The sequence below is a fragment of the Achromobacter sp. 1014246743 genome (genome assembly GCF_059760725.1).
The window spans coordinates 55,655-77,122 of sequence record NZ_JCBANA010000028.1 but is presented as its reverse complement, the minus strand read 5'-3'; the positions used below and the strand labels follow the sequence as shown (position 1 = coordinate 77,122).

The 21,468-nt window shown below is 67.2% G+C and carries 23 protein-coding genes; 7 read left to right on the top strand and 16 right to left on the bottom strand.

Annotation, left to right across the window (positions count from 1 at the left end; genetic code table 11):
• Positions 1 to 36: 36 nt before the first annotated feature.
• The 7 genes from AC6LJ2_RS13960 to AC6LJ2_RS13930 form a co-directional block, all read right to left on the bottom strand.
• Positions 37 to 1,596 (bottom strand): acetolactate synthase large subunit, encoded by a 1,560-nt coding sequence (locus tag AC6LJ2_RS13960; protein WP_498151581.1) that lies wholly within the window; start codon positions 1,594 to 1,596, stop codon positions 37 to 39.
• A gap of 176 nt (positions 1,597 to 1,772) precedes the next feature.
• Positions 1,773 to 2,525, bottom strand: coding sequence for an amino acid ABC transporter ATP-binding protein (locus AC6LJ2_RS13955; protein ID WP_175219870.1), 753 nt, complete (start codon positions 2,523 to 2,525; stop codon positions 1,773 to 1,775).
• Between the two features lie 4 nt (positions 2,526 to 2,529).
• Complete coding sequence (locus AC6LJ2_RS13950; protein WP_025137407.1) at positions 2,530 to 3,222, bottom strand: amino acid ABC transporter permease; 693 nt, start codon at positions 3,220 to 3,222, stop codon at positions 2,530 to 2,532.
• Between the two features lie 30 nt (positions 3,223 to 3,252).
• Positions 3,253 to 4,044: an ABC transporter substrate-binding protein gene (locus AC6LJ2_RS13945; RefSeq protein ID WP_498151580.1), complete on the bottom strand. Its 792-nt coding sequence runs from the start codon at positions 4,042 to 4,044 to the stop codon at positions 3,253 to 3,255.
• Positions 4,045 to 4,083: 39 nt separating this feature from the next.
• Positions 4,084 to 4,992 carry an arginase family protein gene (locus AC6LJ2_RS13940; protein WP_263911429.1) on the bottom strand — a complete coding sequence of 303 codons (909 nt, stop codon included), beginning with the start codon at positions 4,990 to 4,992 and terminating at the stop codon, positions 4,084 to 4,086.
• 302 nt (positions 4,993 to 5,294) lie between these two features.
• Positions 5,295 to 6,161 (bottom strand): IclR family transcriptional regulator, encoded by an 867-nt coding sequence (locus AC6LJ2_RS13935; RefSeq protein ID WP_263911428.1) that lies wholly within the window; start codon positions 6,159 to 6,161, stop codon positions 5,295 to 5,297.
• 165 nt (positions 6,162 to 6,326) lie between these two features.
• Positions 6,327 to 7,349: an amino acid ABC transporter substrate-binding protein gene (locus AC6LJ2_RS13930; RefSeq protein WP_263911427.1), complete on the bottom strand. Its 1,023-nt coding sequence runs from the start codon at positions 7,347 to 7,349 to the stop codon at positions 6,327 to 6,329.
• A 393-nt stretch (positions 7,350 to 7,742) separates the two neighbouring features.
• On the opposite strand from AC6LJ2_RS13930, the gene AC6LJ2_RS13925 reads away from it, so the two are divergent.
• From AC6LJ2_RS13925 to AC6LJ2_RS13910, 4 genes are all read left to right on the top strand, one after another.
• A complete protein-coding gene (locus AC6LJ2_RS13925) occupies positions 7,743 to 8,762 on the top strand; it encodes a Bug family tripartite tricarboxylate transporter substrate binding protein (protein WP_263911425.1) in 1,020 nt (339 codons plus the stop codon).
• A gap of 68 nt (positions 8,763 to 8,830) precedes the next feature.
• Entirely contained in the window at positions 8,831 to 9,511 is a 681-nt protein-coding gene (locus tag AC6LJ2_RS13920; RefSeq protein ID WP_263911424.1) for a 3-oxoacid CoA-transferase subunit A, read from the top strand.
• A 28-nt stretch (positions 9,512 to 9,539) separates the two neighbouring features.
• Positions 9,540 to 10,181, top strand: coding sequence for a 3-oxoacid CoA-transferase subunit B (locus AC6LJ2_RS13915; protein WP_445657265.1), 642 nt, complete (start codon positions 9,540 to 9,542; stop codon positions 10,179 to 10,181).
• The gene (locus tag AC6LJ2_RS13910; protein WP_263911421.1) at positions 10,181 to 11,008 is read left to right on the top strand and encodes an IclR family transcriptional regulator domain-containing protein; all 828 of its coding nucleotides are present in this window, start codon (positions 10,181 to 10,183) and stop codon (positions 11,006 to 11,008) included. Before AC6LJ2_RS13915 ends, AC6LJ2_RS13910 begins: the two co-directional genes overlap by 1 nt.
• 68 nt (positions 11,009 to 11,076) lie before the next feature.
• On the opposite strand, the gene AC6LJ2_RS13905 is transcribed toward AC6LJ2_RS13910, so the two are convergent.
• From AC6LJ2_RS13905 to AC6LJ2_RS13880, 6 genes are all read right to left on the bottom strand, one after another.
• Positions 11,077 to 12,126 carry an L-threonylcarbamoyladenylate synthase gene (locus tag AC6LJ2_RS13905; RefSeq protein WP_498151579.1) on the bottom strand — a complete coding sequence of 350 codons (1,050 nt, stop codon included), beginning with the start codon at positions 12,124 to 12,126 and terminating at the stop codon, positions 11,077 to 11,079.
• A gap of 4 nt (positions 12,127 to 12,130) precedes the next feature.
• Positions 12,131 to 13,321 carry a 5-(carboxyamino)imidazole ribonucleotide synthase gene (locus AC6LJ2_RS13900; protein WP_263911418.1) on the bottom strand — a complete coding sequence of 397 codons (1,191 nt, stop codon included), beginning with the start codon at positions 13,319 to 13,321 and terminating at the stop codon, positions 12,131 to 12,133.
• A gap of 5 nt (positions 13,322 to 13,326) precedes the next feature.
• Complete coding sequence (gene purE, locus AC6LJ2_RS13895; RefSeq protein WP_025137396.1) at positions 13,327 to 13,848, bottom strand: 5-(carboxyamino)imidazole ribonucleotide mutase; 522 nt, start codon at positions 13,846 to 13,848, stop codon at positions 13,327 to 13,329.
• 74 nt (positions 13,849 to 13,922) lie between these two features.
• Positions 13,923 to 14,495 (bottom strand): disulfide bond formation protein B, encoded by a 573-nt coding sequence (locus tag AC6LJ2_RS13890; protein WP_263911416.1) that lies wholly within the window; start codon positions 14,493 to 14,495, stop codon positions 13,923 to 13,925.
• A gap of 9 nt (positions 14,496 to 14,504) precedes the next feature.
• A complete protein-coding gene (locus AC6LJ2_RS13885; RefSeq protein ID WP_263911414.1) occupies positions 14,505 to 14,663 on the bottom strand; it encodes a DUF5993 family protein in 159 nt (52 codons plus the stop codon).
• A gap of 255 nt (positions 14,664 to 14,918) precedes the next feature.
• A complete protein-coding gene (locus AC6LJ2_RS13880) occupies positions 14,919 to 15,800 on the bottom strand; it encodes a phosphoribosylaminoimidazolesuccinocarboxamide synthase (protein ID WP_263911413.1) in 882 nt (293 codons plus the stop codon).
• Positions 15,801 to 15,974: 174 nt separating this feature from the next.
• On the opposite strand from AC6LJ2_RS13880, the gene AC6LJ2_RS13875 reads away from it, so the two are divergent.
• Positions 15,975 to 16,430: a GFA family protein gene (locus AC6LJ2_RS13875; protein WP_498151578.1), complete on the top strand. Its 456-nt coding sequence runs from the start codon at positions 15,975 to 15,977 to the stop codon at positions 16,428 to 16,430.
• A 100-nt stretch (positions 16,431 to 16,530) separates the two neighbouring features.
• Here the strand turns inward: AC6LJ2_RS13875 and fba are convergent, their stop codons facing one another.
• The gene (gene fba / locus AC6LJ2_RS13870) at positions 16,531 to 17,595 is read right to left on the bottom strand and encodes a class II fructose-bisphosphate aldolase (protein ID WP_263911409.1); all 1,065 of its coding nucleotides are present in this window, start codon (positions 17,593 to 17,595) and stop codon (positions 16,531 to 16,533) included.
• Positions 17,596 to 17,752: 157 nt separating this feature from the next.
• Positions 17,753 to 18,652 carry an SMP-30/gluconolactonase/LRE family protein gene (locus tag AC6LJ2_RS13865; RefSeq protein WP_263911408.1) on the bottom strand — a complete coding sequence of 300 codons (900 nt, stop codon included), beginning with the start codon at positions 18,650 to 18,652 and terminating at the stop codon, positions 17,753 to 17,755.
• A 342-nt stretch (positions 18,653 to 18,994) separates the two neighbouring features.
• Between AC6LJ2_RS13865 and AC6LJ2_RS13860 the strand changes: the two genes are divergently transcribed.
• Complete coding sequence (locus tag AC6LJ2_RS13860) at positions 18,995 to 20,302, top strand: dicarboxylate/amino acid:cation symporter (RefSeq protein ID WP_498151577.1); 1,308 nt, start codon at positions 18,995 to 18,997, stop codon at positions 20,300 to 20,302.
• 175 nt (positions 20,303 to 20,477) lie between these two features.
• Positions 20,478 to 20,855, top strand: a complete 378-nt coding sequence (locus tag AC6LJ2_RS13855; protein ID WP_263911406.1) for a hypothetical protein — start codon at positions 20,478 to 20,480, stop codon at positions 20,853 to 20,855.
• Between the two features lie 72 nt (positions 20,856 to 20,927).
• On the opposite strand, the gene AC6LJ2_RS13850 is transcribed toward AC6LJ2_RS13855, so the two are convergent.
• On the bottom strand, positions 20,928 to 21,362 hold the full coding sequence (locus tag AC6LJ2_RS13850; protein ID WP_263911405.1) for a hypothetical protein: 435 nt from the start codon (positions 21,360 to 21,362) through the stop codon (positions 20,928 to 20,930).
• Between the last annotated feature and the right edge of the window lie 106 nt (positions 21,363 to 21,468).

Sequence of the window (21,468 nt, the reverse complement as noted above, 5' to 3'; positions counted from 1 at the left end):
GGCCGGCGCGGCGGGGCTTGCCTCTATCCCGTCAGGTCAGATCAGCGCTTCGATCAGGAACGGGCCGCGGCGCTTCAGGCCGTCTTGCAGCGCACGGGCAAAGCCTTCGACCGTATCGACGCTGACCGCTTCGACGCCCATGCCGCGCGCCAGGTGGGTCCAGTCCAGGTAGGGTTCTTCCAGGTCGAGCATGCGGCGCGCATTGCGGCCCGGCTCCTGCACGCCCACGTTCTTCATTTCGCCGTGCAGCGTGGCGTAGGACCGGTTGGCCAGAATCACCGTCAGGCAATCGAGGTTTTCGCGCGCCTGCGTCCACAGCGCCTGCAGCGTGTACATGCCGCTGCCGTCGGCCTGCAGGGTGATGACCTTGCGATCCGGGCAGGCCACCGCCGCGCCCGCGGCCAGCGGCAGGCCGATGCCGATGGCGCCCCCGGTCAGCATCAGCCAGTCGTGCGGGGCGCTGCTGGCGCTGTAGATCGGGAATTCGCGGCCCTGGGTGATCGATTCATCGCAGACGATCGCGTTTTCGGGCAGGTGATGCGCGACCAGGATATTGACCGCGGCGCCCGTCAGCTTGCCCGTGGCCGGAACCTCGTAGGCGGCGGCCGGCGCGGCCAGGCGCGGCGCGTCGGCGGCGATGCCCAGCTCGTCGGCCAGCCATTCCAGCGCATGCGCCAGGTCTTGCTCGCCGGTGGCCAGCACCACTTGCTGGCAATCGGGCGGGGCCAGCAGGCTGGGCTTGCCGGGATAGGCAAAGAAGCCCACCGGCGCCTTGGCGCCGGCCAGCACCAGGTGGCGCACGTCTTTCAGCTTGGCCACGGCCAGATCGATGGGGTACGGCAGCCGGTCGACCGGCGTGCGTGCGCCGCCGCGTTCGATGCGGCGGTTGGAGGTTTCGGACATCAGGCGCACGCCGGTGGCGCGCGCAATACGGCCGGCGGCGTTCAGGGCGCGCTCGCGCAGTGCGGCGCCGCCCAGCATCAGCGTGGTGACCTCGCCGCTGCGGATCGCCTGGGCGGCGGCGCGCACGGCCTCGATCGACGTGTGCGGCAGGGCGGCGTCGGTGACCTTGACCGGCGCGGGGGTGTCGGCGGGCAGTTCGGTCCAGGCGGTGTCGGCCGGCAGGATCAGCGTGGCGATATTGCCCGGTGCGCGGCGCGCCACGGCAATGGCCTCGGCCGCGTCGGCCGACATGGCCTGGGCCGTCAGGCTGCGCTTGACCCAATGCGACATCGGCCGCGCCACGCCCTCGACGTCGCTGGTCAGCGGCGCGTCGTACTGCACGTGGTAGGTGGCGTGGTCGCCCACGATGTTGACCATCGGAGTGCGGGCGCGCTTGGCGTTATGCAGGTTGGCCAGGCCGTTGCCCAGGCCGGGGCCCAGGTGCAGCAAGGTGGCGGCCGGCTTGTCGGCCATGCGGGCGTAGCCGTCGGCGGCGCCGGTCACCACGCCTTCGAACAGGCCCAGCACGCAGCGCATCTTCGGCTTGCGATCCAGCGCCGCCACAAAGTGCATCTCGGACGTGCCCGGGTTGGCAAAGCAGACGTCCACATCGTTGGCAAGGAGGGTATCGCAAAGACTGTCAGCGCCGTTCATCGTGTTTCCCTGGTAGTTTTGTTGGCTGGGGCCAGCGGCGGCGCGCCGGCCCATCGGCATGATAGGTAGCGTAGCGCAAACCCGGTAGAGCCATTTTCGGCGCCGGGCATGGAACCATTTTTCGGGGTTCCGGCTGCCGGAATTTTCCCGTCCACAGGTCCGAATGCCGCGCGCCTCTACGCCAGGATCTGCCCCAGGAAAGCCTGCGCCCGTTCGGAACGCGGCGCCGAAAAAAACTGCGCCGGCGTGTCGACCTCGACGATCGCGCCCTGGTCCATGAACACCACGCGGTCGCCGACTTCGCGGGCGAAGCCCATTTCATGGGTCACGCACACCATCGTCATGCCATCGCGTGCCAGCGACACCATGGTGTCCAGCACTTCCTTGACCATCTCGGGGTCCAGCGCCGAGGTGGGCTCGTCGAACAGCATGATCTTGGGCTGCATGCACAGCGCGCGCGCAATGGCCACGCGCTGCTTCTGCCCGCCGGACAACTGTCCTGGATACTTGGCCGCGTGCTGCGGGATCTTGACGCGTTCCAGGTACTGCATGGCGCGCTGCTCGGCGTCTGCCTGCGCCACGCCCTTGACCAGCATCGGCGCCAGCGTGCAGTTTTCCAGCACGGTCAGGTGCGGGAACAGGTTGAAGTGCTGGAACACCATGCCCACTTCGGCGCGAATGCGCTCGATGTTCTTGACGTCGTCGTCCAGCTCGATGCCGTCGACCACGATGCGGCCCTTCTGGTGCTCTTCCAGCCGGTTGAGCAGCCGGATGGTGGTGGACTTGCCCGAGCCCGACGGGCCGCACAGGATCAGCTTTTCGCCGGGGCTCACTTGCAGGTCCAGCCCGTCCAGCACCTGAAAGTCGCCATACCATTTCGAGACGCCCTGCATCGTGATGATGGGCGCGATGCGATTCATTCCGTCCATGGCGTCAGGCCTTCGAGATGTCGTGGTTGTCACCGGCGCCGCTCCAGTAACCCGGCACGGTCAGGCGCTTTTCAGAGCGGCGGAACAGATAGGCCAGGATGCTGCACAGCGCGAAGTAGATGACGCCGACCATCGTGTAGACCGTGAGCGCCTGGAACGTCGCGCCGGCCAGCATTTCACCGGCGCGCATCAGTTCATACACGCTGATCACCGCCACCAGCGAGGTCTCCTTGATGAGCACCAGCGCGTAGTTGCCCAGCGCCGGGAAGATCGTGCGCAGCGCCTGCGGCAGCACGATGCGTTGCAGCCGCTGGCCGCGGCGCAGGCCCAGCGCGCGCGCCGCCTCGTACTGGCCGGTATCCACCGACTGGATGCCGCTGCGGAACAGTTCGGCCAGGTAGGCGCCGAAATTCAGCGTCAGGCCCAGCACGCCGGCCACGAAGCCGTTGATCACCACGCCCATCTCGGGCAGGCCGTAGTAGATGTAGAACAGCTGCAGCAGCAACGGCGTGCCGCGGATGATGTCGATGTAGAGGCGCGCGGCGCGGCTCAGCGCCCGGTGCCGCGACAGGCGGCACAGGCAGACGACCAGGCCCAGCGCCACCGCCAGGAATGCCGAACAGAAAAACAGCGCCAGGGTCCAGACCGTGCCCTCGGCCAGGGGGGTCAGGTACATGCGCAGGGTAGCGAGATCCAAGTCGTGCTCCTTATCCGTGCCGCGTGGGCCTTATTTGCTGAGCAGATCCGACACGCCCCACTTCTGCCCGATGGCGGCCAGTTCGCCGTTGCGCTTCATCTCGGCCAGCGCGGCGTTCACGGCGTCAAGCAGTGCGGCATTGCCCTTCTGCACGGCCATGCCGACCTGCCACTTGCGCTGCGGCTGGTAGCCGGTGTCCAGCTTCACGCCAGGAATGTTCTTGGTCTTGATCTGGTAGATGATGCTGGGCGGATCGACGATGCCCAGGTCGATGCGGCCGGCGCGCACGTCGGCCAGCAGCGTCGAATAGTCCTGGTAGGTCGACACCTTGGTGCCGGGCATGTCCTTGATCATGTTGAACTGCACCGAGTCCACCAGCACGCCGACCTTCTGGCCCTGCATGTCTTCGAACTTGCCGTAGCGCTTGGCGGTCTTGTCGCTGACCACGATGCCTTCGCCCCACTCGTACACCGGCACAGAGAAGTCGATGGCGCGGGCCCGTTCCTCGGTGATGAACAGCGGCGCCGACATGAGGTCGGCGCGGCCCGAGGTCAACGTCGGGATCAGGCCCGAGAACGGCACGTCGGCCAGCCTGTCGGCCACGCCCAGGTGCTTGGCCACCGCGGCCGCCACGTCCACCATGATGCCCTCCAGGCGGTTCGACTGCGGGTTCTTGAAGCCGTGCGGCGGCGCGGATGCGGTGGTGACCACGTTGAGCGTCTTGTCGGCGCGCACGTCGTCCAGCGTGCGCGCGACGCCCGCGCCGGCCTGGACCAGCAGCGCGGCCGAAGCCAGGCCGAGCAGAATGGATTTGAGTGTCATGGAATTCCCCTTGTATGAATGAATGCCGCGGGCGCCGTGTCAGGCCGGACGCCCTTCTGGGTACTGCCGTACCGCCACCGCCGCCAGCGCGCAGAATTCCTGCATGACGGTAGCGGCCAGGAAAGCCGTGGCGCCCTGCACGTCCTGCGGCGGCGACACGGTGTTCACGTCGAAGGCCACGAAGTTCAGGCCGGCCAGCTGGCGCAGCAGCGCCAGCCCTTCCTTGGGCGACAAGCCGCCCCACTCCGGCGTGCAGACGCCGGGCGCGCACGACGGATCGAAGATGTCCATGTCGAAACATAGATAGACCGGCCGCTCGCCGATGCGCTGCTTGATGTCGTCCAGCGCGCCCTTCTGGTCCGCGTCGAACTCGTCGTAGGGCACGATCGTGTAGCCGACCTCGCGGCCAAACTCCAGCACGCCCGGCATGAAGGAACTGCCGCGCGTGCCCACGTGAAAACTGCGCTGCACGTCCAAAAGGCCTTCTTCGGCGGCGCGGGTGAAGGTGGTGGCGGTGTTGTAGCCAGGGATCGGATAGGTGTCGGTGTGCGAATCGAAATGCAGCACCACGAAGTCCGGGTGGCGTTGCGCCACGGCGCGCAGTTGCGGCAGCGTGACCGCGCCGTCGCCGCCCATCGAAATAGGGATTGCGCCCGCATCCAGGATCGCGCCGATACCGGCCTCGATCAGCGGATACGAGGCGTCCGGGTCGCCCGGATGGCAGGCCACGTTGCCCACGTCGACCGCACGCAGGAATTCAGGCGGATTGTCGATGCCGTGGCGGCGGAAGATGTCCACCGGCCGCAGCAGCCGCGACTGCTCGCGGATGGCATCCGGCCCCTGGCGCGAGCCGACCCGGAAGGGATGCGTGCCGCAATCGAACGGGATGCCCACGACGCAGGCAAGCGCGGCCCCCGTGCCGGCGGCACGCGCCGACGGCAGACCCATGAACCCCGAGACGGGATGAAAACAGACTTCGGCGGACGACGGCACAGCGCGGCTCCCTGGCGTCAGCCAGCCGCGACAATGCCGCGTCCGGCCGCATAATTAGATTCAATCGAATCGCTGTGCGATACGATCACGTCAAATTCAGAGTAACGCGCAAGAAGACCAGCCGCCAATTAGGGAATTTCCCTGAGCAGCGTACTTAGTACTTGATCAAATTTATCGGGAATTGGCCGTGGCCGGCTCCCGTATGGTGCGCGGCGCGCGCACCAGATTGCGGCCTGCCCGGGGGCAAGCTCGCGCCGTCAGACCTCGTCGATCGAGAACGGCAGCGCGCCACGCAGCGAGCCACCGGGCGGCTCCCACTCATAGAACGGATGCGAGCGTCCCAGCGTGCGGGACGCGCTGATGGCGTGGGCCGTCTCCACCACCTGGGGACCGAACACGGCCTGCGCCTGTTCGAACGACCAGCGGCTGGAGGGCACCGACACATTGACCGCGCCCAGCGGCGTGCCGCCCGCGTCCAGCACGGCCGCGCTGATGGTCATGTCGCCCGGATAGAACTCGCTGTTGGACCGCGCATAGCCGTGCTGGCGCGCGAATTCCAGTTCGGCCATCAGCGCATCCAGGTCCGTGATGGTGGAGGCAGTGAAAGGCTTGCGGTCGCAGCGCTCGAGCAGGCCGCGCGCCACGTCCGGGTCCAGGCGCGCCAGCACGGCGCGGCCCGACGCCGTGCTGTACAGCGGCAGCCGCATGCCGACCGGCATGTTGACGAACATTTCCTTGTGGGTGGCAAACCGCGCCACGTAGACCATGTCCAACCCGTCGGGCTCGGCCAGGCTGCAGGTTTCCTGGCAGTTGCGGTTCAGCGAGTGCAGGAACGGGTTGCCGCCCAGCACCAGCGGGCTGGTCTGCACATATTTCATGCCCAGTTCCAGCGACCACGGCCCCAGCGAAAACTTCTTGCTGGCCGGGTCCTTGCGCAGGTAACCCAGCGTCCATAACGTATGGGCAAAGCGCTGCACCGAGCTTTTGCTCAGGCCCGTGGCCTCGGCCAGTTCGGGCAGCGTCATCGCCGGCCGGCCTTCGCCGAAGGCCCTGAGCACGGAAACGCCACGCGCCAGCGCGGCGATGAACAGGGGAGAATCCTCGGCGGGTCGGGGTTGCGTCATGGCGCGCGGTGCGTCCGGTGGAAAAGCGCATAGCGTACCGCATAATGGTTCGACCATATCGCATGGCGATCCTGGCCAATGCACAAGCTGCGGCCCAGGCGCCGCGCGCACCCGCAAAAAAGAAAACGGCCCGCGAACGGGCCGTAGTTCCTCATGCCGCCGCGTTCAGCGGATCGGCCACGGGTACATCGCGCCGCCCTTGCTCCACAGCGCATTGGTGCCGCGTTGCAGGCCCAGCTTGCTGTCCTTGCCGACGTTGCGCTCGAACACTTCGCTGTAGTTGCCCACGGCCTTGATGGCGTTGTAGGCCCACTTTTCATCCAGGCCCATGTTCTTGCCGGCGCCCGGCGTCACGCCCAGGATGCGCGAGACGTTGGGGTTGTTGCTCTTGAGCATCTCGTCCACGTTCTTCTGGGTGATGCCGTATTCCTCGGCTTCCAGCAGCGCGAACAGGGTCCAGCGCACGATGCCCAGCCAGTTCTCGTCGCCCTGGCGCACCATGGGGCCCAGCGGTTCCTTCGAGAAGCGTTCCGGCAGGATCTCGTAGTCGTCCGGCTTGGCGACCTGGGTGGCGCGCACGGCGGCCAGTTGCGAGGCGTCGTCGGTGAAGGCGTCGCAGCGGCCCGATTCGAACGCGCGCACGACCTCGGTGACCTTGTCGATCACGACCGGCTTGAATTCGATGTTGTTGGCGCGGAACCAGTCGGCCAGGTTGAGCTCGGTGGTGGTGCCCGGCTGCACGCAGACGGTGGCGCCGTTCAGTTCCTTGGCGCTTTTCACGCCCAGCTTCTTGTTCACCAGGATGCCCTGGCCGTCGTAGAAACTGGCAGCCACGGCCGACAGGCCCAGCGAGGTGTCGCGGGTCTGGGTCAGCGTGACGGTGCGCAGCAGCACGTCGACTTCGCCCGATTGCAGCGCGGTGAAGCGTTGCTGGGTCGACAGCGCCGTGCCCTTGAATTTGGTCGGATCACCGAACACCGCGGCGGCAACAGCGCGGCAGATGTCCACGTCCATGCCTTCCCATTCGCCCTTGCTGTTGGTGGCCGAGAACCCGGACACGCCGTCGGTCAGGCCGCATTGCACGTAGCCCTTTTTCTTCACAGCATCCAGCGTGGGGCCAGCCACCGCTGCCTGGGACGCACAAGCCAGGGCCAGGGCGCCGGCAGCCAACGAGATCAACCGCTTCATTATTGCTTCTCCTGAATTTAGGGCCTGTCAACGCTAAAAAGGAACCTCGCACAGGCCCTGGATGCCCGCGCCGGCCTGTAGGCCCGCTGCGGCTGAAACCGAGCCCATGCTTTGCGGGCCGGCCGCCAGATTACGCGATGTCCATGGCGTGAACAACGCGCAAACGCCTAGTGGAAACCCCAGGTGAAACCGTCCTGGAAACCTGGGTGAAGTCCGGTCACCGAACTTTATCCGTACCCCGATGCCCCAGTGGCCTCCCCCCTGCGTGCCATACTTTTTTCGCGCCTTGTCCGAAAGGCGGCGCGATCGACATTCCCACAAAAAACCGGCCGCACCACAACAAAAACCCGGGCGCGCGCTGGTCCAAGGCCGACTCATGGAGGAGACAAATCCATGGCACAAGCAAGGAAACCGCAGCCCCAATGCCTTGCGGCAGGACATCGCCGCCACGCCCTCAAAACCCTGTTCTGCGCCGCGCTGGCCGCCTGCGGCCTGGCCACGGGCAGCGCCCACGCCGCCGACGACTGGCCCAGCAAGCCCATCAAGGTGATCGTGCCCTACACGCCGGGCGGATCCACCGACATCGTCACGCGCATCGTGATGGAAAAGCTCGGCCCGCGCCTGAAGCAGACCATCATTGTCGAGAACCGGCCGGGCGCCAACAGCAGCGTGGGCGCGGGCATCGCCGCCAAGGCCGACCCCGACGGCTACACCTTCCTGTCCATCCTGCCCGCGTTCATCATCAACTTCCACCTGTACAAGCTGCCCTACAAGCCCGACGACCTGACGCCGGTGGCGCAGATGGCCGACCTGCCCCTGTTCCTGTTCGTCTCGCAGGACCTGCCCGTGAACAGCGTGGCCGAACTGGTGGCCTATGCCCGCAAGCACCCGGACAAGCTCACCTACGCGTCCAGCGGCAACGGGTCCAGCGCCCACCTGACCGGCGCCGACTTCGCCCTGCAGAACAAGCTCACCATGACGCACGTGGCCTACAAGGGCAGCGCGCCGATCCTGACCGACCTGCTGGGCGGGCGGGTGTCGATGGTGTTCGATCCCATCCTGGTGCCGATGCAGTACGTGAAGCAGAACCGCTTGAAGGCGCTGGGCTTCACCGGCAAGGCGCGCTGGCCCACCGAGCCCGCCATTCCCACCATGGAAGAAGCCGGCATGCCGGGCTTTGTCACCGGGTCCTGGGCCGGGCTGATGGCGCCGGCCAACACGCCCAAGCCGATCATCGACCGCATGGCGCGCGAGATCAGCGACATCGTGCAAGAGCCCGACGTACGGCAGAAATTCCTGGACGCCGGCTTTTTGCCGGCCAGCGGCACCAGCGACCAGTTCGCCCAGTTGATGAAGCAGGACTCCGCGCGCTACGCCGACATCATCAAGCAGGCGCACATCACGCTGGACTGAGCCGCCCCGCGGCGACGCATCCGCGGGGCGCGCCGGCAACTCGCGCCCCGCCCGACCCGAAGGCAACCATGATCGACAAGTTCATCGACACTCCCCACGCCGCGGTGGCCGGCATCCATGACGGCGCCACCGTGCTGGTCAGCGGCTTCGGCGGCGCCGGCATGCCTACCGAACTGCTGCACGCCCTGATCGACCAGGGCGCACGCGACCTTACCGTGGTGAGCAACAACGCCGGCAACCGCGAAACCGGCCTGGCCGCCCTGATCAAGGCCGGCCGCGTGCGCAAGGTGATCTGCTCGTTTCCCAAGGCCTCGCATTCGTGGGTGTTCGACGACCTGTACCGCCAGGGCAGGATCGAACTCGAATGCGTGCCGCAAGGCACCATTGCCGAACGGCTGCGCGCCGCGGGCGCGGGGCTGGGCGGCTTCTTCACGCCCACGGCCTACGGCACCGAACTGGCCACCGGCAAGGAAACCCGCATCATCGACGGCCGCGGCTACGTGTTCGAGGCGCCGCTGCACGGCGACTTCGCGCTGGTCAAGGCCGACCAGGCCGACCGCTGGGGCAACCTCACCTACCGCAAAAGCGCGCGCAACTTCGGCCCCATCATGTGCATGGCCGCCAAGACCACCATCGTCCAGGTGCGCGCCAAGGCCGCGCTGGGCGAGCTGTCGCCCGAAGCCGTGGTGACGCCCGGCATCTTCGTCACGCGCGTCACCGAAGTGCCCGACGCCGCCTTTTCCAGCTAGGCCCCGCCCCCCTCAAGGATCCCGCACAATGCCTACCCCCCTGACCCGCGAGGCCATGGCGCGCCGCCTGGCCCGTGACATCCCCGACGGCAGCTACGTCAACCTGGGCATCGGCATGCCCGTGCTGGTGGCCGCCCATCTGCCCGCCGACCGCGAGATCGTGCTGCACAGCGAAAACGGCATCCTGGGCATGGGCCCGCCGCCCGCCGACGACGCCATCGACCTGGACCTGATCAACGCCGGCAAGCAACCGGTCACGCTGCTCGACGGCGGCGCGTACTTTCACCACGCCGACTCGTTCGCCATGATGCGCGGCGGCCACCTGGACCTCTGCGTCATGGGCGGCATGCAGGTCGCGGCCAACGGCGACCTGGCCAATTGGTCCCTCAACAAACCGGGCGAGGCGCCGGCCGTGGGCGGCGCCATGGACCTGGCCGTGGGCGCGCGCAGCGTGTTCATCATGATGGAGCACAACAGCAAGAACGGCGCGCCCAAGATCGTCGAACGCTGCACCTATCCCCTGACCGGCGCGGGCGTGGTGGACCGCATCTACACCGACCTGGCCGTCATCGACGTCACGCCGGACGGCCTGTGGGTCCGGGATATGATCGATGGCATGACCTTGACGGAACTGCAGGCGCGCACCGGCGCGCCGCTGCGCGCAGGCTGATGCTGCCCAACCTTCCCCCGCCCGGCTACGCCGCGCCGCTGGCCCCCGAAGACCACCCCGACCAGTTGCGGGGCGATCCCGACTACATGCTGACGCTGGCGCGCGGACTGCACGTGATCCGCGCGTTCGGCACGCGGCGCCATCCGCAGACCGCCGCCGAACTGGCGCGCCGCGCCAACCTGCCGCGCGCGGTGGTGCAGCGCTGCCTGCACACGCTGATGCTGCTGGGCATTGCCGAACAACATGGCCGCCAATACGTGCTGACCCCGCGCATCCTCGGCCTGGGCTATGCCTATTTTTCGTCGACGCCGTTCGTTTCGCTGGCCCAGCCGGTGCTGGAAGAACTCAGCGCCACCGTCAACGAGACCTGCGCACTGGCCATCATGGAAGGCCATGAAATGCTGTACCTGGCGCGGTCCGAGGTGAACCGGCTGCTGGCCACGTCGATGGGGCTGGGCAGCCGTCTGCCGGCCTATTGCACGTCCATCGGGCGGGTGCTGCTGGCGCAATTGTCCGAGCCGGCGCTGGCGCGTTACTTCGCTGCCGTCGACCTGCAACCCTATACGGAATTCACGCTGGTCACCGAAGCGCGGCTGCGCGCCGAGCTGGAACGCATCCGCGAGCAGGACTACGCCGTGGTCGACCAGGAACTCGAACTGAACGTGCGCGCGATCTCGGTGCCGGTGCGCTCGGCCAGCGGCAAGGCCTGCGGCGCGGTGAACGTCAGCGTGAAGGCGGCACGGGTGCCGCTCGAACGCCTGACCGGCGAATTCCTGACGCCGATGCGGCAGGCGGTGGAACGGATCGGGGAATTCCTGGCGGCGTGAAGGACGGACCTTACAGGTCCACGGCGTGAAGGACGGCCCTTACAGGTCCGCGTGGGGAAAGACAGACCTTACAGGTCCGTCGTGTCCAGCGTGAACGCCGCCGCCGCGCGGCCGATGCGGTCGTTGACCGCGTGCCAGTCGTCGTTGGCAGGCGGGGCCTGCACGATGATGCGGGCAAAGCCCTGGCCGTCCAGGTCGCGCAGCAGTGCGTACAGCGCCTGGGCGTAGCGCGTAGGGTCCGCCGGCACCTGCTGCCATTGCATTCGGGCATCCAGGCCCGCGGGCGGCGGCGCATAGGCCACCACCACGACCTTGCCCGCCGGCAGGCCACGGCCTTGCAGCACGGCCTGCAAGCGCGCATCGGAGGCCAGTTCCAGTGCGGTGCGCGGCGCGTAATGCGCCTTCAGCGTACCCGACGCGCGTGGGGCCGCGGCGTCCGGCGCGAATACCTGCACGCCCAGCACCGCTTCGATCTGCGCGGCGCTGATGTGCCCCGGGCGCAGCAGCACCGGGCCCGCGCCACTATCCAGCCGCGACAGGTCCAGGATGGTGGATTCGATGCCGACGTCGGACGCGCCGCCTTCCAGCACCGGCATGCCGGCGGCGACCTCGTCGGGGAATTCGCTTGTCACGTGGTCGGCGCGGGTCGGCGAGACCTGGCCGAACTTATTGGCCGACGGCGCGGCCACGCCGCCCTGCCCGTTCGGCTTGCCGGCCGCGAACGCCGCCAGCAGCGCCTGCGCCACCGGATGCGAGGGGCAGCGGATGCCGATGCTGTCCTGGCCGCCGCTGACTGTATCGGCGATGTGCGGCGCGCGCTTGAGGATCAGCGTCAGCGGCCCGGGCCAGAAAGCGTCGATCAGCAGGCGGGCTTCGGGTGGCACCTCGGACACCCAGTACGACAGGTCGCCCTGCGGCGCGATATGCACGATGACCGGGTGGTTCGACGGCCGGCCCTTGGCGGCGTAGATCTTGCCCACGGCCTGCGGGTTCTCGGCGTCCGCCCCCAGGCCGTAGACGGTCTCGGTGGGAAATGCCACCAGCTCGCCGTCCAGCAGGCGCTGGGCGGCGGCGGCGATGTCCTGGGCGCTGGCGGAAGAGGACGGCTGGGCAGGCATCGCGTTACTCGGGCGCTTGCATGCCCAGCGCGGCGGCCACGCGCGCGGCGTCGGCCTGCGCTTCGCGCAAGCTGGCCGCCACGATGGTGACATGGCCCATCTTGCGGCCACGGCGCGCTTCGCGCTTGCCGTACAGGTGCAGCTTGGCGGAGGGCACGGCCAGCGCGGCGGCCCAGTCGGGTTCGCGCTGCGCCTCGCCGGTGGCCGACGGATACCAGATGTCGCCCAGGAGGTTCAGCATCACGGCCGGCGCCAGCAGGTCGGTGCTGCCCAGCGGCAGGCCGGCCATGGCGCGCGCCTGCTGCTCGAACTGGCTGGTGACGCAGGCGTCCATGGTGTAGTGGCCGCTGTTGTGCGGACGCGGCGCGATCTCGTTGACGATCAGGCTGCCGTCCTGCAACACGAAGAATTCCACGCACAAAACGCCGTGATAGCCCAGGCCCTGCGCGATGGCCTGCGCGGCCTCGGTGGCGCGCGCCTGGCGTTCGGCGTGGGCGGCGTCCTGCTTGACCGGCGCCGCGGTGGACACGGCCAGGATGCCGTCGCGGTGCACGTTGCGGGCCACCGGGAACACCACGCTCGCGCCATCGAAACCGCGCGCGATGACGACCGAGATCTCGTAGTCCAGCGGCATCAGCGCTTCGAGCACGCAGGCCACGCCGCCGAACTCGGCGAAGGCGGCCAGCGCGGCTTCGCGCGTGTCGATGCGGGCCTGGCCCTTGCCGTCGTAGCCCAGCCGGGCCACCTTGAGGATGCCCGGGAACAACGCATCGGGCGCGGCGCGCAGGTCGGCTTCGCTGCGGATGGCCGCGTGCGGCGCGACTGAAATGCCCTGGCCGGCGATGAAGCTTTTTTCGGAAATGCGGTCCTGCACGATCGCCACCGCGTCGGCGGCCGGGCTGACGCGGCAACGCGTGGCCAGCGCGCGCAGGCTGTCGGCCGGCACGTTCTCGAATTCGGTGGTGACGGCCTGACAGGTGCTGGCCAGGCGCTCCAGGCCGGCCTCGTCGTCGTAGGCGGCCTGGATGTGCAGGTCCGCCACCATGCCCGCGGGGCATTCGGCGGCCGGGTCCAGCACCGCGACCTTGTAGCCCAGGCTTTGCGCCGCGTGGCAGAACATGCGGCCCAGCTGGCCGCCGCCGAGCAGGCCCAGCCAGCCGCCGGGCGCGATGGAGAAAGCAGTCGATTGCGTCATACGGATCAAGCCTCGGGCGGAACCTTCATGTCACGGGCAGCCTGCGTCTGGCGTGCGCGGAACGCCACCAGCTTCTTGTGCAGGCCCGCGTCCGTGCCCGCCAGCGTGGCGATCAGGTGCAGCGCGGCATTGGCAGCGCCGGCCTCGCCGATGGCGAAGGTGGCAACCGGCACGCCCTTGGGCATCTGCACGATGGACAAGAGCGAGTCTTCGCCGCGCAGGTACTTGGACGGCACCGGCACGCCGAACACCGGCACTTCGGTCAGCGCCGCCATCATGCCCGGCAGGTGGGCCGCGCCGCCGGCGCCGGCGATGATGCCGCGCAGGCCGCGCTCGAACGCCGCCGCGCCGTATTCGGCCATGTCCTGCGGCATGCGGTGTGCGGAGATCACGCGGGCTTCATAGGCCACGCCGAAATCTTCCAGCATGGTGACGGCGTGCTTCATGACCTCCCAATCGCTGGAAGAACCCATAATCACGCCCACCACGGGGGTGGCGTCTGCCGCTGCGGAAGTCTTGGCTGTCATAACCGATGTCGAGTAGTTGGATGGCCGCGGCGAAACCGCGAAACCCGGTATTTTACCCGGCGTCGGCGGCACCCCTACGACGGGTCGGCGGAACCCAGCCAGAGATAGCCGGTGGGGTTGTCCGGGCAGGGCCCGAAACCGCATTGCAACGTGGTGCTGCCCAGGTTGCCCAGCACCATGATGAAAAACAGGGCCATGACCACCACGCCCAGCGCCGAGACCGGCCGCTTGATCACGTTGTCGCCCCACTTGCGGTCGGCCGACAGCATCACCACGCAGAAAACGATCAGCGCGACAAAGGCAATGAAGCCCCACGTGTAGAAATGCAGGCCCAGCAGCGTCGTGCCGTAGCCCGGGTCGCCCGGCGCGATGTGCAGCAGCACCTGGCGCCCCGAGGCCACCATGCCGCCCAGCGAGGCCGCGATCGTCATGGCGTAGTGCATGGGCGATGGCCCCAGCCGCAGGTTCAGCAGCAGGCCGACCCCGGCCAGCATCAAGGCCACCCGTTGCAGCAGGCACAGCGGGCACGGCAGCTCGTCGTAGGCGAACTGCCAGGCGAATGCCAGGCCCAGGATGGCGGTCACGCCCAGCAGGGCCAGGCCGTTGAGGATGCGCGAACCGCGCGCGGGATTGCGGGAGAAAATCATGGCGCGGCCCTAGAGCGACAGCGCCAGCGGGCTGGTCATGTGGAACTGGCACCAGGCGGCGAAGACCAGCAGGGTGATCAGCCAGAACGCCACGCAAGGACGGCGCTTGCCGAGCATGCCGAACCACACCGCGACCAATCCGGTCAGGAAAGGCAACATCATTATCATGCGCAGCTCCTTTCTACGACCGGGGGGCAATGCGCCCTTGCGGCGGCTGCGGGCCGCGCCCGGCAAGTTGGCAGAGGGAAACCGAGCGGCCTCGCCGACGGTCTCCGGGTGCAATGTGCCGGCGAGTATAGCGTAACAATAAGCAATAACTCTTAGCGAAAAGCAGGGATTTCCCTGAGCCGCCAGCCATCCCGGACAAAAAGAAACCCGCCCAAAACGCGGGCGGGTTGCGGGGTGACCGGCGCGGTCGCGAGATCAGGCGATCAGGCGATCCAGCGCTTCGCGGTACTTGGCGGCGGTCTTTTCCAGTACGTCCTGGGGCAGGCGCGGCGCAGGCGGCGTCTTGTCCCAGGGTTGCGTTTCAAGCCAGTCGCGCACGAACTGCTTGTCGAACGACGGCGGGCTGATGCCCACGCGGTAGCCGTCGGCGGGCCAGAAGCGCGAGGAATCCGGGGTCAGCACTTCGTCCATCAGGTAGAGCGTGCCATCGTCGTCCAGGCCGAATTCGAACTTGGTGTCGGCGATGATGATGCCCTTGGTGGCGGCGAACCTGGCGGCCTCGGCATACAACTTGAGCGTGACGTCGCGGATGCGTTCGGCCATTTCCTGGCCGACTTCCTTGACCACGTGGGCGAAGTCGACGTTTTCGTCGTGCATGCCGAATTCGGCCTTGGCCGCGGGCGTGAAGATCGGCTCGGGCAGCTGGCTGGCCTGTTGCAGGCCGGCGGGCAGCTTGATGCCGCAGACGGCGCCGGTGGCCTGGTAGTCCTTCCAGCCGGAACCGATCAGGTAGCCGCGGGCCACCGCTTCGACCAGGATGGGCTTCAGACGCTTGACCACCACGGCGCGGCCGCGCACCTGGTCGATTTCGTCGGGCGCCACCACGTCTTCGGGCTTCACGCCGGTGGAGTGGTTCGGCAGGATGTGGGCCAGCTTCTGCAGCCAGAACTCGGTCAGCTCGGTCAGCACCTGCCCCTTGCCGGGGATGGGATCGTCGAGGATGACGTCGAACGCCGAGATGCGGTCCGAGGCGACGATCAGCAGCTTGTCGTCGCCCACGGCGTACATGTCGCGGACCTTACCGCGGCCCAGCAGCGGCAGGGACGTGATGCTGGATTGATGCAAAGCAGAAGTCACGGGAAAAATGGCCTATGGCAAAAATGAGGGCGCAAGAAAGCGCATAGGTTACTGCAAATAGGTCCGTCTTGCCGGGTGGCGGACCCCGGGTTAGTCTGGCTGCATTCCAAATAATGCGCCGGCCGCGAACGCGCGTCACGACGCTCCCTTTTCACCTGGAGGAGACAAAGTCGTATGCAGGAAGCATCCTTGAAACGCGCGTCCCACGCCGACGCGCAGGTTCACCTGACCGGCGGCTGCCAGTGCGGCGCCGTACGCTACGCAGTGACCGACGAGCCCATCATGGCCGCCACCTGTCATTGCCGCGATTGCCAGTATTCCAGCGGCGGCGCGCCGGCCCACGCGCTGATCTTCCCGGCCGGCTCCGTCACCCTCTTGCGAGGCCAGGCGCGCGAACACCGCTACAAGAGCGATTCCGGCCACATCGTGATGCGCAGCTTCTGTCCGGACTGTGGCACGCCGCTGTTCGGCGGCTCCGACAGCACGACGTACGAAGTGGTGCGGGCCGGTTCGCTGGACGATCCCGAGGCCTTCCACACCCGCGTCAGCCTCTGGACCGATTCGGCCCCGTCCTGGCACCACGTGGACAAGTCGGTGCCGCACTTTCCCAGGAACGGGCCGCCCGCCTGAGGCGACGCGCAAGAAAAAGGCGGGCCCACCCGGGGCCCGCCTTTTTTCGCCTGACAGCCCGCCCGGCGGCCGCCCCAGGAGGCGGGACCGGGCCAGCGGCTTACTGCACCACTTGGGCGAGCTTGCCCGAGGCGTACTGGGCGGCGATCTCGGTCAGCGGCAGCGCCTTGATCTTGCTGGCGTTGCCGGCGGTGCCGAATTCCGTGTAGCGAGCCACACAGATCGCCTTGGCGGCGGCGCGGGCCGGCTTCAGGTATTCGCGCGGGTCGAACTTTTCGGGGTTCTCGGCGAAGAAGCGGCGGATCGCGCCGGTCATGGCCAGACGGATATCGGTGTCGATATTGATCTTGCGCACGCCGTACTTGATAGCTTCCTGGATTTCCTCGACGGGCACGCCGTAGGTTTCCTTCATGTTGCCGCCGAATTCACGGATCTCGGCCAGCAGTTCCTGCGGCACGCTGGAGCTGCCGTGCATCACCAGGTGGGTGTTGGGCAGGCGGGCGTGGATTTCCTTGATGCGGGCGATCGACAGGATGTCGCCGGTGGGCTTGCGCGTGAACTTGTAGGCGCCGTGGCTGGTGCCGATGGCGATCGCCAGGGCGTCCAGCTGGGTGCGGCGCACGAAGTCGGCGGCTTGTTCCGGGTCGGTCAGCAGCTGGTCCATGGTCAGCTTGCCGTCGGCGCCGTGGCCGTCTTCCTTGTCGCCTTCCATGGTTTCGAGCGAGCCCAGGCAGCCCAGTTCGCCTTCGACGGTGACGCCCAGCTTGTGGGCGATGTCGACGACCTTCTTGGTGACGTCGACGTTGTAGTCGTAGTCGGCGATGGTCTTGCCGTCTTCTTTCAGGGAGCCGTCCATCATGACGCTGGAGAAGCCCAGGTCGATGGCGCCTTGGCAGACCTTGGGCGACTGGCCGTGATCCTGGTGCATGACCACGGGGATGTGCGGGTAGGACTCAACGGCGGCCTGGATCAGGTGCTTCAGGAAGCCTTCGCCGGCATATTTGCGGGCGCCGGCCGAAGCCTGCATGATCACCGGGCTGTCGGTCTCCGCCGCGGCTTCCATGATGGCCTGGACTTGTTCCAGGTTATTGACGTTGAAAGCCGGAATGCCGTAGCCGTGCTCGGCGGCGTGGTCGAGCAACTGGCGCATGGAGACTAGGGCCATGAGTGGTCCTCCTTAGGTACTGTGGATTGAAAGATGGTTGAAATCGAGCCGAATGGCGAGATTTTACGGGGGAATCGAAGAAAGGTCTTGAAACGGCCGGTATCCCTATCCACCAGGACTAAACCGGCCGTCTGACTGGGCCGCCCGCCGACCCGCCCTAGGGGCGGCCGGCGTGCGGCACGTCCACCTGGGTCATCAGGATCCTCCCTTCGGGCTTGGCCCGGCGGTTGGCCTCGATGAAGTCGGGCGCGGCCGCCATGAACAGCGTCCTGCCGTCCGGGCCGCCCAGCGCGGCGGCGAAGATGCCGAACTCGCCGGTATCGATCTGTTCCAGGATCTTGCCGCCGCGCGCCAGCCGCACGATGCGCTTGCCGATGGCGTCGGCCACCCACAGGGCGCCCTCCGCATCCAGCGCGCCGCCGTCCGGCCCGATGGCCGAGGCTTCGATCAGCACCGACAGGTCATTGGAATCGGGCAAGGCGCCGAAATGGGCCCAGTCGCGCCGTGGCCCCAGGGCGCCATGGGGCAGGATGTCGAATTCCGAGATGCGGTTGCCGAAGGTTTCGTTGACGATCAGGGTCTTGCCGTCGGGCGTGATGAACGAGCCATTGGGAAACCACAGCCCGTCGGCCACCACCTGGGCAACGCCGTCCGTGTCCACCCGCACCAGCGTGGTGGTGGCGAAAGGCTCGCCGGCCATCAGGTCGAAGCCGAAGTTGCCCACGTAGGCCCGGCCCTGGTCGTCCACCACCAGGTCGTTGATGGGGCCGCCCGTCAGGGCGGACAGGTCGGCATGCTGCGACAACGTGCCGTCCGCTTCGCGGCGCAGGAGCTTGCGGTCTTTCATGGACGAGATCAGCAGGCGCCCGTCGGGCAGCCAGCCCAGGCCGGAGGGCTGCTGCAGGACCCGGCAGATGACCTCGACGCGCCCTTGCAGGTCCACGGCGATCACCTGGCCGGTGTAGAAGTCCGACGCCCACAAGCGCCCGTCATGCCAGCGCAGGCCCTCCAGGTAGGTGTACCCGGACGCCAGGACGGACAATTCGCGTTTCGGCATAGCTCTGTCTCCTATATAGGCGGGGGCCTGGATGACCTCCCACCGGGCCGACCCTTGACCCGGGCAGCCCATGTTCTTGTCAGCGGCCCGCCGGCTGGCGGCGGCCCTCGGGGTGCGGTCATTTTGGCATGTCCGGCGGCCCCGCTTCGATTGTGCCGATCCGTCCCCAACCTGACAACTAACTGTCAGGTTCGCGGCGTTAACATCGCGGCCCAAAGGGTTAACCCGTGCCGCTCCGGGCGCCCTCCGGCATATCCGTCATTGGACCGATTCGCCCCGCCCCGTGCCGGCGGGTAAGGCCCCCGGCCGACCGATAGGGTCCCTGTTTTCCGTTTTTTGAAGATGAATACTAAGAAGCTGACGCGTTACATCGGCATCGCCATGGTGCTGGGCGTCGTGGTGGGTTATTTCTGCAACAAGTACGCGCAGAACGCGCAAGAGGCCAAGGACATCGCCTCGTACTTCAGCCTGATCACGGACATCTTCCTGCGCATGATCAAGATGATCATCGCGCCCCTGGTCTTCGCCACCCTGGTGTCGGGCCTGGCCAGCATGAGCGACGCCAGCGCCGTGGGCCGCATCGGCCTGCGCGCCATGTTCTGGTTCATCGCCGCCTCGGCCATCTCGCTGTTGCTGGGCCTGGCGCTGGTCAACATCTTCCAGCCCGGCGCGCACATGAACCTGGCGCTGCCGGACGCGGCCGCCACCGCCGGCCTGAAGACGGGCGACTTCACGCTGAAGGCGTTCATTGCCCACGTGTTCCCCAAGAGCATCGCCGAAGCCATGGCGAACAACGAGATCCTGCAGATCCTGGTGTTCTCGCTGTTCTTCGGCGCGGCGCTGTCGTTCGTTCGCGGCAAGGGCCACAACACGATCTACAACATGATCGACGAGCTGGCCAAGATCATGTTCCGCGTGACCGACTACGTCATGCGCTTCGCGCCCCTGGGCGTGTTCGCCGCCATGGCCGCCGCCATCACCACCGAAGGCCTGGGCGTGCTGGTCAGCTACGGCAAGCTGATCGGCGAGTTCTACCTGGGCCTGGCGCTGCTGTGGGCCATCCTGTTTGCCGTGGGCTACCTCTTCCTGGGCAAGTCCACCTTCCGCCTGGGCGGGCTGATCAAGGAACCGACCCTGCTCGCGTTTTCCACCGCCAGCAGCGAATCGGCCTACCCCAAGACGATCGAAGCGCTGGAGCGTTTCGGCGTGTCCAAGCGCATTTCGGGCTTCGTGCTGCCGCTGGGCTATTCGTTCAACCTGGACGGCTCGATGATGTACCAGTCGTTCGCCGTGCTGTTCATCGCGCAGGCCTACAACATCGAAATGACCTTCTCGCAGCAGCTCACGCTGCTGCTGGTGCTGATGGTGACCAGCAAGGGCATGGCCGGCGTGGCGCGTGCCTCGCTGGTGGTGGTGGCAGCCACGCTGCCGATGTTCCACCTGCCCGAGGCCGGCCTGCTGCTGATCATGGGCATCGACCAGTTCTTCGACATGGGCCGCACGGCCACCAACGTGGTCGGCAACAGCCTGGCCACCGCCGTCATCGCCAAGATGGAAGGCAACGAGGAAGACCTGGCGCCCAAGGCCGATGTCGGTCAACCGCTGACGCACGCCTCGCAACCGGCCCGGGCCGCCACGCGCGACGCCTGATGGCGAGGCGTCGCACTGACGCATTGCTGAATTCCAAAGCGGGCCCCGCATTCTGTTGCGGGGCCTTTTTTTGCTGCCCGCCCCGCCTTGACCTGGTTGCGCGACCGGCGCAACATAAAAGCCCCCTGGCCCCTTACGGGCGCCGCGCCTGGCCGCTGCGCCCATTGCAAACGCCATGAAACTCCCACGCTTGCGCACCGCGCTCGCCGCGGCGGCGCTGATGGCCGCGCTGCCCAGCGCGCATGCCTGGACCCGCATCTCGTGCGATCTGTCCGGCACCGTCGTCAACCTGCCCGTCACCATGCGCCAGTACCGCACCGATGGCACCGAGCTATCGAAAGTGCTGTTCCAGTTGAAGGTCAAGGCGGCGGACATTCCCGACGGCGCGCGCGCCGATACCGACTGCACGGAATTCGTCGGTCGACAGGTCGACGTGGCGCTGGACAATGTCGATGCGTCGGCGGTGCGCCGCGGCAAGCCCGTCAAGCTGCTCTACCGCTATGACGAGTCGCTGGGCGAGGCCCGCGCGACCCGCTACGAACTCATGCCCTGAGCGCCCAGGCGGCGCGCGAACACACCGCCGATGCAGAAGCGCCCCGCTGGGCGGGGCGCTTCTGGCGTGGGATCAGTCGTTGACCGAACACGAGACGGGCGAACCGTCTTCGAATTCCACATCGTAGGTGTGGACCGGGTCCCAGGGCAGCGTGAACCAGAGTTCATAACCGTCGCCGTCTTCGTCGAACAGCCACAGCGCGCGCAGCACGGCCTTCTCGGCCATGGCTTCGGCGGTTTCTTCGGCCAGCAGCTGGTCGTCTTCGATGCCCAGCTTCTTGTAGTGTTCGTACGAGTAGTTGTCGAGCAGGAACTCGGCGGCGGCCAGGACGTGGTCATCGAGGTTGTCGATGATGGCCTTGACCACTTTCGAGGCGCCGCTGTCAGGTTCTTCGCCGTCGGTCTGGATCATCACGTGGATGGGCGGGCGGCTGCCGCCCACGGGCACGTTTTCCGCGGCCCAGAGATCGGGTTCTTCGGGGTCTTGGTTGAAATTGAATCGTGCCATCGCGCGCTCCGGAAAAAAGGGAAGACGGGCCCTGCAAGCCGGGGCCGCCTCGTCATCCACCCATTTAACCAGATGCGCGCGGCCCCCGCTTGCCCGGCAGCGATGT